The following is a 13,205-nucleotide window of genomic DNA, read 5'->3' on the forward strand; positions in this document are numbered from 1 at the left end:
CGTCACGACGCATCACCGACCAGGCCGAGCACGCCGACCACGACCAGGTAGCCGCCCAGCGCGCCGAAGAACCCGATCGTGATCACCCGCTGGTGCTCGCGGATCCATGAGATGACCCGCTCGAGGAATTCCCGGGACACCGTCGGCCGGTAGACCGACAGCACCAGCGCCACGATGGCGAGGCTGAACCAGATGCCGTTGTAGACCACCACCTGCAGCACGCCGCTCGCGGTGCCGCTCGCGCCTGCGGCGATCGCATTCAGCGCGGCCAGGTAGACGAGCCCGGGCAGGTGGGTGAGCACACCGGCGACCGCGGCGCCGGAGGGCGACATATCCGTCAACCGGCGCCGTAGCCAGCTGTCGGGTTCCCCCGAGCCGCGGGGCCGGGATCGGGGCAGCCATCCGATCCACGCACTGGCGGCGCAGCCCAGCGCGGAGGTTCCCAGCACGAGGTCGAGCAGCGGGCGGACCGCCGACGACGCGCGCGTCGACTGCAGTCCGCCGAGGAGGACGACGACCAGCGTCCCGACGGCGAGGCTGAACCCGAGCCCCACGACGAGGTAGGCCACCAGCAGCCGCTGCGGACGCGGCGTCGAGAGCATCGCGAAGACGGCCGCCGCACTCGTTGGACGGATCACGCCGGTCAGGGCGAGAACGAGCGCCTCCGTGCTCATGTCGCCCAGACCGCTTTCACGCGTTCAGGATCCGGCTCTTCTGCTGCTGGAACTCGGCCTCGGTGAGCACACCCTGGCTCTTCAGCTCGCCCAGCTGCTTCAACTGCGCCAGCGTGTCGTCCATGCCCCCGGCGGCCGCGGGCTCGGGCTCGACGGGTTCCTGCGCGTCGGCCTGCTGCTGGTCCTGGCGGGCCCACCGGCCCCCCTGCCGCCGCGACACCCGGTTGGACACCGCCGTGGCCGTGCCGGCGACGATCGCCGTGCGTGCTATTCCTCGAAGCAGACCGGGCATGTTCATCGTCCTCTCAGGTGTCGGGACCGGTCGGTGGCGATGCCGTATCAGGCGCGGGCGGGCTTGGCCTCCTCGACCGCGTCGAGTGCGTCGAGCAGGGCCGCGACGGGGATGCGCCCACTCGCCACCAGTTCGGCTCCGGCCCGGCGAAGCGCCGACACGAACGGGATCGCCCAGAGGTTCTCGTACACCACGATCGCGGCCGCGGTGCCCGGCTCGATCGCGGCGGCGGCCTCGTCCAGGTCGTCATGAGCGACGAGACCCGACGTCGCGCCCTCCAGGACCCGGAGGTCGAGCTCGCCGTCGCCGTCGAGGTCGGCGATCTCCAGGCCGGTCACCGATCCGTCGGCCTCCTTGCGGATGAAGGCCAGGTCGAGGATGCGCACGGTCCCCCGGTCGACCAGATCGAGGATTCGTTGCAGCACGTCCCCCGGCACCCGCGTATCCGGGAACTCCACGACGAGGTAGTCGACCGGTCCCATCATGTCCAGTTCGTCGCCCATGTCACTCCTTCGTACGGCGCTCGGGCACGTCCGGGAACGCTCGCCCGGGCGTTCCTCCGTGACCTCACCTCCGACGGATGAACAGCGGAGATCAGGTCGGCGCGGCTTTCAGGTCCTGCTTCTGCTGCTCGCGTTCGCTGCGCCGCTCGCGTCGCGACTTCTTCGCAGGCGCATCCGGGTCCGGTTCCTTCGGGGTGTCCCTCAGCAGCGCATCGGCCCACTTGGCCTGCGGATCGATGTCCACGAGCAGCGCCTTGGCCAGCAGCGTCAGCGGGATGGCGAGGATCGCCCCGAGCGGGCCGAGCAACCACGCCCAGAACACCAGCACCACGAACGTCACGGTGACCGACAGCCCCACCGCGTCCCCGATGAACCGGGGCTGGATGATCGACTGGACCACGAAGTTGATCCCGCAGTACACCACGATGACGATCACCATCAGCTGCGGTCCGCCGGTCAGGAGCGCGAGCAGCGCGGGTGGCACGACGCCGATGATGAACCCGACGTTCGGGATGTAGTTGGTGATGAACGACAGCAGGCCCCAGGTGACCGCGAGCGGGATGCCCAGCAGCGCCAGCGCGACCGAGTCGAGCACCGCCACGATCAACCCGAAGACGGTCGTCACCAGCAGGTACTGCCGGGTGCCCCAGGCGAAGTGTCCGAGCGCGTCGGCGATTCTCGGCCGGTCCGCCGCGATCGACGCCAGCCGGTCCCCGGTGCCCCCGGCCTCGACGCTGAGGAAGAGCAGCAGCGCCAGCAGGAACACGAGGTTGGACGCCAGCCCGGCCACGCTGCTCAGCAGCGACCCGAGCACGCCTGCGAAGCTGCCGAGGCTCAGGGAGCTCCTCGCCTGCGCGAGCTGCTCCGGTCCCACTCCCAGCGCGGCCAGCTGCGCGGTCGCGGACGTCACCAGGCCGTCGGCCGTCGACGCGTACTTCGGCAGCTCGGTCGCCAGCCGGGCAACGGAGAAGACGATGCCGAGGGCCAGCCCCAACATGATCGCGTAGACGAGGAGGATCACCACGAGTGTCGTGGCCCATCCCGGCCACCCGTGGCGCCGTAGCCAGCTCTGCGCCGGCGCCACGGCGATCACGATGATGAGTGCCATGAACGCCGGGCCGATCAGCCACGCGACTGCCTGCACCCCTGCGAGGACGATCACCGTAGCGGCCGCACCGACGAGGATGACCATCGCCCGCGGCAGGCCACCCTGCCGTGCTGGCGGCCGTGAGCGGACACCGTCCGAGGATGGACGGGCGGCCGGGATGGCGGGAGTGCCTGCCGGTGTGGTCACCCCCGGACGGTAGGGCCGGCGCCGGACCCCCGGCGTCACCCGCGGCGGGCGAATGCAGCTACTGCAGCCCTGAGCGCGGGGCGCACGTCACCCTCTCCCCCCGCCTCCGGCCGACGGCGAGCCCCGCCGCAAGATCACCACGAGCGCCAGGATCGTCAGCAAGGCCCCGAGGAACAGCCCAGAATCCGACAGCACCAGCCCGATCAGCAGCAGGATCGCCGCAAGAGCGACGCCCGCCCACGTCACCCAGCGCAGGAGCCGCGCCCGCCACGGCGTGGGCCACCGGCGCAGGAGTCCGGCCAGTGCCGGATCCTCGGCGGCGAGGGCTTCCTCGATCGCGCGGAGGGCACGTCGCTCCCGTGGGGTCAACTTCATCGCCGCCTCCTACCGCTGCCCGTCGGGCTCGATCCCAGGACGGCCTGCGCCGGGCGCGGCCAGCACGACCGTCATCACCCGCAGCGCGTAGGGCGACGACGCGCTCGAGACCATCACCCGGGCGTAGAGCTCGGTGAAGGTCGACACGGCCACGGCGGCCATCGCGGCGGAGAAGGCGGCGAGTGTCATCTGAGCCTCCCCGGTCAGTAGCTCGGTTCGGGAACCGGCGCATCGGTCCCGCCGTCACGGGACGGCCCCGGAGCGAGCTCCTTCCGGGGGAAGCGCGCACGCACCTCAGTCCCCCGTCATCCGCGGGCGGTTCGGTCGAGCGCCTTGTCGAGGGTGATCGCGGCGTCGATGAGCGCGAGGTGGGTGAAGGCCTGCGGGAAGTTGCCGATCTGCTCGCCGGTGAGGGCGATCTCCTCGGAGAACAGCCCGACGTGGTTGGCGTAGGTGAGCATCTTCTCGAAGGCGAGCCGGGCGTCCTCGAGCCTGCCGGCCCGCGCGAGCGCGTCGACGTACATGAACGAGCAGAGCGAGAAGGTGCCCTCCGAGCCGAGCAGACCGTCGGGCGATGCGCCGGGGTCGTAGCGGTAGACGAGGCTGTCGGTCACCAGCTCGTCGTCCATCGCCCTCAGCGTGGAGGCCCACATCGGGTCGTGCGGGGCGACGAACCCGACACTGGACATCCGCAGCAGCGACGAGTCCAGCACGTCGCTGGCGTAATGCTGGACGAACGCCTTCCGTTGCGCGTTCCAGCCCTTGGTCATGATCTGGTCGTAGATCGCGTCCCGGGCCTCACGCCAGCGATCGACGGCGGCGGGACGCCCGTGCGAGGCCGCCATCCGGATGCCCCGGTCGAACGCCACCCAGCACATCAGCCGGCCGTAGGTGAAGTCCTGGCGGCCGCCGCGGGTCTCCCAGATTCCCTCCTCCGGTTGGTCCCAGTGCTCGGCGAGCCAGTCCAGGAGTTCGCGGATCGCGATCCAGCCGCGGTGCCCGACCTGCAGGCCGTGCTCGTCGGCGAAGAAGATGCTGTCCAGCGCCTCGCCGTAGATGTCGAGCTGGAGCTGGTCGGAGGCGCCGTTGCCGATCCGGACCGGGCGCGAGCGGCGGTAGCCCGACCAGTGCTCCAGCGACTCCTCCTTGAGATCCGATGACCCGTCGACCCGGTACATGATGTTCAGGGGGCCACCCTCGCCCCCCACGCGCTCGGCCACCCGGTCCCGCAGCCAGCCGCTGAACTGCGCCGACTCCTCGGTGAAGCCCAGCCGCAGGAGGGCGTAGATCGAGAACGACGCGTCCCGTACCCAGGTGAAGCGGTAGTCCCAGTTGCGCTCGCCGCCCACCTGCTCGGGCAGCCCCGTGGTCGGAGCGGCCACCATCCCGCCGGTCGGGGCGTAGGTCATCAGCTTGAGCGTGATCGCCGAGCGCTGCAGTGTCTCCCGCCAGCGGCCGGTATAGGTCGACTGGGCCAGCCATGAGCGCCAGAACTCGACCGTGTCGTCGAACATCTGCCGGAACTCCGCCACCCGGATCTCGCGCGGCGGGCCCTCCGCCGCCGACTCCAGCACCACACCTCGCACGTCCCCGGCCTTCAGATCGATCGACACCCGAACGTCGCCCTCCTCGACGCGGACCTCCGCCAGGCGCGCGTCGTCGGGCTCCCGCACCGCGTGCAGGGTCAACGTCAGGGCATCGGTGCTGAACACCGCCCCGTGCTGGGTCAGCTCCGTCCGGTGCGCCCTACGGCCGTACTCGAACCGCGGGGCGATGTCGACCTCGAAGCTCATCTCGCCGCGGACGCAGCGCAGCATCCGCACGAGCCGGTGGTTCCCGGTGGCCTCCCGGCCCGACGGCGTCATGAAGTCGACGACCTCGCCCACCCCGGCCTCGGTGATGAACCGCGTGATGAGCACGGCCGTGTCCGGGAAGTACATCTGCTTCGACTCGCAGTCACGGCTGGGCCGGACCCGGAAGTGGCCCCCACGCTCGTCGTCGAGGAGAGCACCGAAGACGCTCGGAGAGTCGAAACGCGGGCAGCAGAACCAGTCGATCGATCCATCCGTACTCACCAGCGCCGCCGTCTGCAGGTCGCCGATCAGCCCGTGGTCGGCGATCGCTGCCTCGGTCATGACTGCCTCCTCCGTACCGAACGAGAGACCGCTCCGCGAGCAAGTCACGCCCCACGGTCAAGGCCACCCTGCCCGGACGGAACGGCCGAGGCATCACCCGCGACGGACGAGCGACCGCAGTCGCCTCCACGGCCCCGCCCTGTTTCTGCCCGGTTGCGCCCGCTGCCCGATAGCGCCCCGGTTTCGGCCGGGAGCGCGCGACGACCCGCACGCTGCTCACCTCAGCGAGGTGATGCGTCGCCGTCGGCGCCGCCGGACCGTGGGCTTCCTCGACGTCGCACTCAACCGGCGCCCGAGGAGTCGACGTGTCCGACGGCCGGCACTACGACGTCGTCGTCATCGGCACCGGCGCGGGCGGCGGCACGCTCGCGCACCGGCTCGCCCCGTCCGGGATGCGTGCTGATGCTCGAACGCGACTCGGATGATCGAGGGGGAGCACCGTGGCAGCAGACCGAGTGGATGCTCTTGTCATATTCGGGGCAACAGGTGACCTGGCGAAGCTGGAGACCTTTCCCGCCCTGGTGGGCCTGGTGGACCGGGAGGTGCTCGACGTCCCCGTCATCGGGGTCGCCAAGAGCGGCTGGAACCTCGACCGCTTCCGTGACTACGCCGCGCGGTCGCTGCGGGATAACGGCATGGACGTCGAGTCGCCGGCGGCGCGGACGATGCTCGGCCTGCTCCGTTACGTGGACGGGGATCTCGGCGACGACGCCACCTACGCGGAGATGTCCCGGCAGATGGGTGACGCCCGGCGGGCCCTGTTCTACCTGGAGGTGCCCCCGTTCCTGTTCGGCCGCATCGCCGAGGGCATCTCGAAGGCGGGACGGGCCGAGGGCGCCCGGGTGATGGTGGAGAAACCCTTCGGCACCGACCTGGACAGCGCCATCGCGCTCAACGAGACCATGCACCGGTACTTCCCGGAGGACGCCATATATCGCGTCGACCACTGGCTGGGACTGGATCCGCTCAACGACGTCCTCGTTGCCCGGTTCGCCAACTCGATGATCGAGCCGCTGCTCAACCGCGACCACGTGGAGAGCATCCAGATCACGATGGCCGAGGCCTTCGACGTCGCCGACCGGGGCCGGTTCTACGACGGGACCGGCGCGATCCGCGACGTCGTGCAGAACCACATGCTGCAGGTGCTGGCCACCGTGGTCGCCGACCCGCCGGACGGCTCCGGCGTGAACTCGTGGCTGGACGCGAAGGCGCGCGTGGTGTCCGCACTGCGGCCGCTGACGCCTGCGGACACAGTCCGCGGCCAGTACGACGGCTACCGCGACGTGGACGGTGTCGACGCGCTGTCGACGGTGGAGTCGTACGTCGCGGTCCGGCTCGCGCTCGACTCGTGGCGGTGGGCGGGCGTGCCCCTGCTCATCCGCGCCGGCAAGACCCTGCCCGTGACCGCGACGGAGATCAGTATCAAGTTCCGCCCGGTGCCGTACGACGTGTTCGCGATGTTCGGTGTAACGGGCAAGAACCTCACCAACGCGCTGCGGTTCCGCATCTGGCCGAACACTCAGATCAGCCTCACGCTGGCCGGGAAGAAGCCGGGCCCGGGAGCCGAGCCGCGACTGAACGACCTCGTGTTCGCCGAGCACGCCGGTGAGGAAATGCGACCCTACGACCGGCTCATCGGCGCCGCCCTCGACGGTCGCCGGGTCTTCTTCGCCCGGCAGGACACCGTGGAGGCGGCGTGGCGCGTCGTCGACCCGGTTCTCGGCGACGCCGTACCCGTGCACACGTACCCGCGGGGCAGCTGGGGACCGAAGGAGGCCGACAGCCTGCTCCCGAACGGCGAGACCTGGCACGACCCGGCCTGACCGATGCCGAGAACGCCATGCAGCGAACCTGTGCCGGCCGCGCTCCGTCACGACGCGCGGCACGCCCGCTCCACCTCCGGAAGCGTTTGCAACGGCCGCCGCGGGCCCCATCACCCGGCGGAGATGACGGGGTCTTGGTCGGGGGCGAACCGCGCGGCCACCACATGGGCGACCACGACGGCGACGATGACGAGCGGCATGACCGCGAGGCCGTCGGCGTACAGCAGCAGCGTGGCCAGCATCACCGAGGTCAGCGGCAGCTTCAGCATCACCGCGCACATCGCGCCGATGCCCATGGCCACCCCGGCGACCATCGGCAGCCCGGGCAGGTGCGACAGCGCGATCCCGCCCGCCGCGCCGATGTACAGCGCCGGGAACACCGGCCCGCCCCGGAAGCTGCTCAGACACAGGCCGTACGCGAGCCCCTTGCACACCAGGAGCATCAGCAGGGCGCCGACCGAGTAGCCGGCGCTGCCCTGCAGCAGCGGGCTCAGTTCCGCCTCCCCGGAGAACAGCACGTCCGAGGCGCTGTGGCCGGTCACGGCGACGTAGGCGATCGCAAGCCCCGCGACGGCCAGCCCGATCACCGGCGTGAGCAGCACGGTGTGCCGCTCGACGTGGGCCCGCAGGGCGGTCGCGAGCCACCGGATACCCGACCCGACCAGCGCGGCGAGCACCCCGATGACCAGCGCCCAGCCGAACTGCGCAACGTCCGGATGGTCGAATTGCGGCAGGCCGGGCAGTGCCAGCTCGGCCGGGCCGATGCCGGTCAACGCGTTGAGCCCCACGAAGATCAACGAGCCGATCCCGGCGGCCAGCAGGCCCGGGAGCAGCACCAGCCCGAGCGTGGCCCCGCCGAGTCCGGAGGCCTCCATCAGCAGGAAGGCACCGGTGATCGGTGACCCCAGCAGCGCGCTGACCGCCGCGAAGCTCCCGGCCGCCGCGACCACCGCGGCGACCCGCTGGGGGACGTCACGCCGGGCGAGGCGCACCGCGCACACGGCGAGGCCACCACCGAGGGCGATCAGCGGTGCCTCCGGCCCGAGCACGACCCCGAGCCCCAGGCTCGCGAGCGCCGCCAGCAGGACACCCGGCAGCTCGACCGGCTTCGGCACGGCACCCGGTTCGAACCGGTCGACCGGCGAGTGGCCGCCTCTGCCCGGTAGGTGCTGGACGGTCAGGCCGACGAGCACGCCGGAGATCCCGAGCATCGGCAACGGCCACCACAGCGGCGCCGTGGCGAATCCGAGCGCCCGCGGCAGGTCTGCGTACACCCAGCTCTGCAGCATGTTGACCAGATGCAGGAAGTAGTAGGCGGCGGCCGAGATGGGCACTCCGATGACCGCCGCGATGACCAGCAGGCGCAGGTACGCCGGGGATCGCAGCTGGGCTTCCGCATCCGGCGGGGTCGCCGTCCCCGCCGGAGCCGCCGCCGTGTCCCCCATCGACGCACCTCCCCGCCCATCGGCCACCAGCGCACGGTGCGCGGCCTGGCGAGGCGGGGCATCGTCCGGGCCGGGTGAGTGGTCGGAGCCATCTCCCGCGGGTGATGCCGACGTCGGTCCGGGCGCTCAGAATCCGGCGATGGGTACCAAGCGGACCACCAAGCCGACCGCGCAGGCGAACGGCACCGGCTCGGAATCCGTCGCCACGAATTGGGCCCCGCACACCACCACATCGTGGACGACCGGGCTCGCCCGCTTCGCCGGTCTGGCGATGGCCCTGCTCGGCGTGCTGTACATCGTCACCGGGACGGGCGCACTGTTCCAGAGCACCGAGGCCGTGCCCGGCCTGGTCCACGTGTTCTCGATCGACGCCGTCACCTGGGGCTGGATCCACATCGTCGCCGGCGCGCTGGTGGGTCTCGCGGGGATGGCCGTCATCATGGGGACGTTGTGGGGACGGGTGATCGGGATCGCGCTGACCGCCGTCGCCATCGGGGTGAGCTTCCTGTCGCTGTCGCACCATCCCGTGCTGTCGATCCTCGGGATCATGCTGGGCCTCGCCGTGATCTGGGCCCTCTGCGTCTTCGACGAGGAGGCCTCAGCGGCATCGCCCACCATGCTGGACTGATCGACAGGACGTCACGCTCCCCCGCACGGCTCGGTTCCATCCCGGCGTCTGGAAGGCGCGAACCATGGACGTGTTGGTCATCGTCGTGGTAGTCGTGGTGACTGCACTCGTCTTCGATTTCACGAACGGCTTCCACGACACGGCGAACGCGATGGCGACCTCCATCGCCACCGGAGCGCTGCGCCCCAAGGCCGCCGTCACGATCGCGGGAGTCCTCAACCTGGCCGGTGCCTTCCTCTCCGTCGAGGTGGCCAAGACGATCTCCGGTGGGATCGTCGCCGAGGCCCTGATCACCCCGGTCGTGATCTTCGCCGGGCTCGTCGGGGCCATCCTCTGGAATCTGCTGACCTGGCTGCTCGGGCTGCCCTCCAGCTCCTCGCACGCGTTGTTCGGCGGGCTCATCGGTGCCACCCTGATGGCGGCAGGGCCGAACGCGGTCAACGGCACAGCCGTCCTCGGCAAGGTCGTCCTACCGGCCGTCATCTCGCCGCTCCTCGCCGGTCTCGTGGCCGTCACGGCGACGTTCCTCGCCTACCGGATCACCGCGCGTGCCGACGCCGGGACCGCCCATCGCGGCTTCCGGATCGGTCAGGTGGTGTCGGCCTCGACGGTCGCGCTCGCTCACGGCACCAACGACGCGCAGAAGACGATGGGTGTGATCACGCTGACGCTGATCACGGCGGGGGCTCTCGCCCCCGGCTCCGCGCCACCGTTCTGGGTGGTCGCCGCCGCGGGTCTGGCGATCGGGCTGGGCACCTATGTCGGCGGCTGGCGGATCATCCGGACGCTCGGCAGGCGGATCAGCGACATCCAGACGACCCAGGGCTTCACCGCCGAGACCACGAGCGCCACGGTCATCCTGGCTTCCAGCCACCTCGGCCTCCCGATCTCCACGACACAGGTGTGCACCGGTGCGATCTTCGGTGCCGGCGCGGGACGCAGGCTTGCGACAGTGCATTGGAGCGTCGCGGGCCGGATGGCACTGGCCTGGGCGGTCACCCTGCCCGCCGCCGCGGTCGTCGGAGCGGCCGCCTCCTGGACGGCGGCGAGCGGGCCGTTCGGCGTCGTCGTGGTCGCGGTGAGCGGGCTTGCGCTCGCGGCCGGCATGTACGCCGCGTCGCGCCGGAACCCGGTGAACGCGCTCAACGTCAACGACGTGCCCACGCTTCCGCCCGCACCCGCCGCGGCCCGCTCGGGTCAGGAGGCCGCGTGACCATCGACTGGGGTTCCCTCGTCCTCGCCGCGGTCTTCTCCGCCGCCGTCACCGTGGGCGTCGTGTCGCTGGTCGCGTTCGCGGTCGTCGGGCTCTCGGCACGCGTCCACCGGCCGATCGGCGGCCGCAACGACGGCGCCCCACCACCGCTGCGACCCGCGGTGGGCACAGCCATCGCCGCGGTCTGCACGCTGGCCGTCGCGTTGATCGTCGGGTACGGCCTGTTCCTGGTCGTGACGTGAAGCTCGTCCGGCTCCTCATGGACAGGGTCACCCCTTCAGGGTGATGCACCCCTTCGAATTGCCGTGCGAAAATTTCTGGCTTCATGGATACCGAAGGAGCACGCAGCATGGGCTCATTGAAGAACAGACTGTCGAAGTTCGCGAAATCATCGAAGGGGATAAAACTGCGCGACGAGGCGATGCGCAAGGCCAAGGACCCGAAGGTGCGGGCAAAGATCGCCAAGAAATTCGGGAAGAAAGGCTAGCGGGAACGCCCATGACCGTTCCCGCGGCTTCCGTATCCGGCAGGCAACGCGCAGCCGCCGCGGTCGCGCTCCTCACCGCGGTGCTGACGGTTGTGCTCGCCGTCGTGGTAGCGATCACCGACTTCCCGGAGGGCCTCGGGGTGCTCGGTTGCGTCGCGATCGCGCTGGGAGCTGCCTGGTTCGGGGTGGTGCGAGGCGGCAGGCAACGCGGCGTGGGGATCGCCGTGGCGGTGCTGGCCCTCATGGTCGGCGCGGCGCTGCTGATCCGCAACGGCAGCTGGCTCCCCTTGATGCTGCTCGTGCTCGGTATCGCGATCTGGCACGCCGCGGCCCGCGCGGCGTTCCAGGCGCACGTTCACCTTCCGGCTGCCGATCGGCCGCGGCGACCGGTGCTGTTCGTCAACCCGTGGTCCGGCGGCGGGAAGGCCGCCAAGGTCGGGCTGGCCGACGAGGCCGCCGCCCGGGGGATCAGGACCGTGGAGCTGCACCGCGGCGACGATCTCGAGCAACTCGTCCGCGACGCCGTCGCCGAGGGTGCCGACGGGCTCGCGGCGGCAGGCGGGGACGGCACACAGGCCATCGTCGCCACAGCTGCCGCCGAACACGGCCTGCCCTACGCGTGCATTCCCGCCGGCACCCGCAACCATTTCGCGCTCGACCTGGGGGTGGATCGCGACGACGTCGTCGGGGCCCTCGACGCCTTCGTCGACGGCGGCGAACACATCGTCGACCTCGGGGAGGTCAACGGCCGGGTGTTCGTCAACAACGTCTCGATGGGCCTGTACGCCGAGGCGGTGCAGAGCGAGGGCTACCGCGACGCGAAGATCCGCACGTTGCTCGACACCGCACCAACGGTCCTGGGTCCCGCCGGCTCCGAACTCGACCTGCGCTGGAGCTCTCCCGACGGTGTGGCCCACACGTCGGCGGCCACGATCCTGGTGTCCAACAACCCCTACCGGCTCGGCCGCGCCGTCGGATCGGGTACCCGCCCGCGGATCGACACCGGACAGCTCGGCGTCGCCGTGGTACCCGCACGCGGCGAGGACGGGACGGCAGGGCACGGACCGTCCTCACTGCTGAGGCAGTGGTCGACGCAGGCGTTCCAGATCGACTCGGCACAACCGGTCCCGCTGGGAATCGACGGTGAGGCGGTCGTGCTCGACCCACCGATCCGCTTCCGGATCCGCCCCGGCGCGCTGCACGTCCGCATCGCCCCGCAGCACCCCGGGGCGTCGCCGTCGGCGATGCAGCCCGACCGGGTCGTGGACGGCTTCCGCGCACTGGCAGCGATCGCCGCGGGCCGGGTGCCGACGCCGGACGTGCTGCACCGCCAGGACCACCGAGCAAACGAGCAGCTGTGACCGAGAACGACCGGGCGACTGTCTTCTGACCCCCGACGTGACCGATCGGCTCCCGGACGGGCCGAAGAGGAAGCCCGTGTCCGCATGCCACCAGGATGGCCCGGTCACGCCGTGCTCGTGCGTCGCCTGCGGCCGCCGTACACGCCACCGCCCGCGTAGCTGGCGATGTCGGCGAGCACCGCGATCCCCATCCAGAGGAGGTCCAGGCCGCCGACCAGCCCACCCGGCGCCACGATCACGTACATCAGGGTCGTCCAGGGAAGGATCAGGAATCCCAGGAACGGCACGATGAACGAGCCGAAGGTCGCATCCCAGCGCATCGGCTGGATCAACCACCAGATGACGATCACGGACCGCGGGCCGAACAGCAGTAAGATCAGGAACAGGCACATGGCAGTCCTCCCAGGGAATGTCGCGCCTCTGTCCAGGCCGCCGTCAGGGCGCCTGCGGCCCGCGCGTCGCGGTTCATCCCGCCGTGCGTTCGAGGTCGATGGTGCGGCGGCGATGCGGGCGCGGCCTCATCCCATCCCCCCGGCCCTCGGCGCGTCGCCGTCGTGCGCCGGTGACCGCCCGACGAGCGCACGGATACTGACGAGAGCGGGTGGGGCCAGCAGCACGATCGGGACGATCGCGAGCACGGCCACCTTCAGGCCACCGGCGCCGAATAGCGCATTGATCGCGGCGATCAAGGACAGCAGCCACACCGCGGCATAGACGAGGTTGACCCAGGTCGGCGGGGCGCTGCCCGCGGCCCAGCCGCGGCGAAGCCGTGCGCGGAGCGCGAGAAAGAAGGCGACGCCGGCGACGACAGCAACGGCCAGCACCAAGAGGACCACAGAGCTGATCAACGGGTCCCGCTGGTTCGCGTACGCCCCGGCAGCGACGAAGAGGCCCGTGCACAGACCCACGACGACCGCCTGCACCCAGGCCGGTCGTTTCGTGAGGAACGCGGCCAACAACGCCCAGATCATCAGA

The 13,205-nt window shown here is 70.8% G+C and carries 16 protein-coding genes; 6 read left to right on the top strand and 10 right to left on the bottom strand.

What is annotated here, in order from left to right:
- Nucleotides 1-2: 2 nt before the first annotated feature.
- The 7 genes from FHX44_RS04565 to FHX44_RS04595 all read right to left on the bottom strand — a co-directional run bounded on the left by FHX44_RS04565 (nucleotide 3) and on the right by FHX44_RS04595 (nucleotide 5,273).
- On the bottom strand, nucleotides 3-674 hold the full coding sequence (locus FHX44_RS04565; RefSeq protein ID WP_147254314.1) for a GAP family protein: 672 nt from the start codon (nucleotides 672-674) through the stop codon (nucleotides 3-5).
- A gap of 16 nt (nucleotides 675-690) precedes the next feature.
- Nucleotides 691-966 carry an SHOCT domain-containing protein gene (locus FHX44_RS04570; RefSeq protein ID WP_147254315.1) on the bottom strand — a complete coding sequence of 92 codons (276 nt, stop codon included), beginning with the start codon at nucleotides 964-966 and terminating at the stop codon, nucleotides 691-693.
- A gap of 47 nt (nucleotides 967-1,013) precedes the next feature.
- A complete protein-coding gene (locus tag FHX44_RS04575; protein WP_246170206.1) occupies nucleotides 1,014-1,469 on the bottom strand; it encodes a DUF6325 family protein in 456 nt (151 codons plus the stop codon).
- 91 nt (nucleotides 1,470-1,560) lie between these two features.
- The gene (locus FHX44_RS04580) at nucleotides 1,561-2,763 is read right to left on the bottom strand and encodes an AI-2E family transporter (protein ID WP_246170207.1); all 1,203 of its coding nucleotides are present in this window, start codon (nucleotides 2,761-2,763) and stop codon (nucleotides 1,561-1,563) included.
- Between the two features lie 87 nt (nucleotides 2,764-2,850).
- Nucleotides 2,851-3,138, bottom strand: a complete 288-nt coding sequence (locus FHX44_RS04585; protein WP_147254316.1) for a DUF3040 domain-containing protein — start codon at nucleotides 3,136-3,138, stop codon at nucleotides 2,851-2,853.
- A 9-nt stretch (nucleotides 3,139-3,147) separates the two neighbouring features.
- A complete protein-coding gene (locus FHX44_RS04590) occupies nucleotides 3,148-3,327 on the bottom strand; it encodes a hypothetical protein (protein ID WP_147254317.1) in 180 nt (59 codons plus the stop codon).
- 116 nt (nucleotides 3,328-3,443) lie between these two features.
- On the bottom strand, nucleotides 3,444-5,273 hold the full coding sequence (locus tag FHX44_RS04595; RefSeq protein ID WP_147254318.1) for a glycoside hydrolase family 15 protein: 1,830 nt from the start codon (nucleotides 5,271-5,273) through the stop codon (nucleotides 3,444-3,446).
- 455 nt (nucleotides 5,274-5,728) lie between these two features.
- On the opposite strand from FHX44_RS04595, the gene zwf reads away from it, so the two are divergent.
- Entirely contained in the window at nucleotides 5,729-7,096 is a 1,368-nt protein-coding gene (gene zwf / locus FHX44_RS04600) for a glucose-6-phosphate dehydrogenase (RefSeq protein WP_246170208.1), read from the top strand.
- Between the two features lie 110 nt (nucleotides 7,097-7,206).
- Here the strand turns inward: zwf and FHX44_RS04605 are convergent, their stop codons facing one another.
- Nucleotides 7,207-8,541, bottom strand: coding sequence for a chloride channel protein (locus FHX44_RS04605; protein ID WP_147254320.1), 1,335 nt, complete (start codon nucleotides 8,539-8,541; stop codon nucleotides 7,207-7,209).
- A gap of 139 nt (nucleotides 8,542-8,680) precedes the next feature.
- Here FHX44_RS04605 and FHX44_RS04610 point away from each other — a divergent pair, with 139 nt between their 5' ends.
- From FHX44_RS04610 to FHX44_RS04625, 5 genes are all read left to right on the top strand, one after another.
- Nucleotides 8,681-9,169 carry a DUF7144 family membrane protein gene (locus FHX44_RS04610; protein ID WP_147254321.1) on the top strand — a complete coding sequence of 163 codons (489 nt, stop codon included), beginning with the start codon at nucleotides 8,681-8,683 and terminating at the stop codon, nucleotides 9,167-9,169.
- A gap of 64 nt (nucleotides 9,170-9,233) precedes the next feature.
- On the top strand, nucleotides 9,234-10,382 hold the full coding sequence (locus FHX44_RS04615) for an inorganic phosphate transporter (protein WP_147254322.1): 1,149 nt from the start codon (nucleotides 9,234-9,236) through the stop codon (nucleotides 10,380-10,382).
- Nucleotides 10,379-10,624: a hypothetical protein gene (locus FHX44_RS04620; protein WP_147254323.1), complete on the top strand. Its 246-nt coding sequence runs from the start codon at nucleotides 10,379-10,381 to the stop codon at nucleotides 10,622-10,624. Before FHX44_RS04615 ends, FHX44_RS04620 begins: the two co-directional genes overlap by 4 nt.
- 107 nt (nucleotides 10,625-10,731) lie before the next feature.
- Nucleotides 10,732-10,869, top strand: a complete 138-nt coding sequence (locus FHX44_RS41950; RefSeq protein WP_212612326.1) for a hypothetical protein — start codon at nucleotides 10,732-10,734, stop codon at nucleotides 10,867-10,869.
- An 11-nt stretch (nucleotides 10,870-10,880) separates the two neighbouring features.
- Entirely contained in the window at nucleotides 10,881-12,230 is a 1,350-nt protein-coding gene (locus FHX44_RS04625; RefSeq protein ID WP_147254324.1) for a diacylglycerol/lipid kinase family protein, read from the top strand.
- 104 nt (nucleotides 12,231-12,334) lie between these two features.
- On the opposite strand, the gene FHX44_RS04630 is transcribed toward FHX44_RS04625, so the two are convergent.
- The gene (locus FHX44_RS04630; RefSeq protein WP_147254325.1) at nucleotides 12,335-12,622 is read right to left on the bottom strand and encodes a hypothetical protein; all 288 of its coding nucleotides are present in this window, start codon (nucleotides 12,620-12,622) and stop codon (nucleotides 12,335-12,337) included.
- A gap of 126 nt (nucleotides 12,623-12,748) precedes the next feature.
- Complete coding sequence (locus FHX44_RS04635; RefSeq protein ID WP_147254326.1) at nucleotides 12,749-13,186, bottom strand: hypothetical protein; 438 nt, start codon at nucleotides 13,184-13,186, stop codon at nucleotides 12,749-12,751.
- Nucleotides 13,187-13,205: the final 19 nt, after the last annotated feature.

It is taken from the genome of Pseudonocardia hierapolitana (genome assembly GCF_007994075.1).
Classification (GTDB): domain Bacteria; phylum Actinomycetota; class Actinomycetes; order Mycobacteriales; family Pseudonocardiaceae; genus Pseudonocardia; species Pseudonocardia hierapolitana.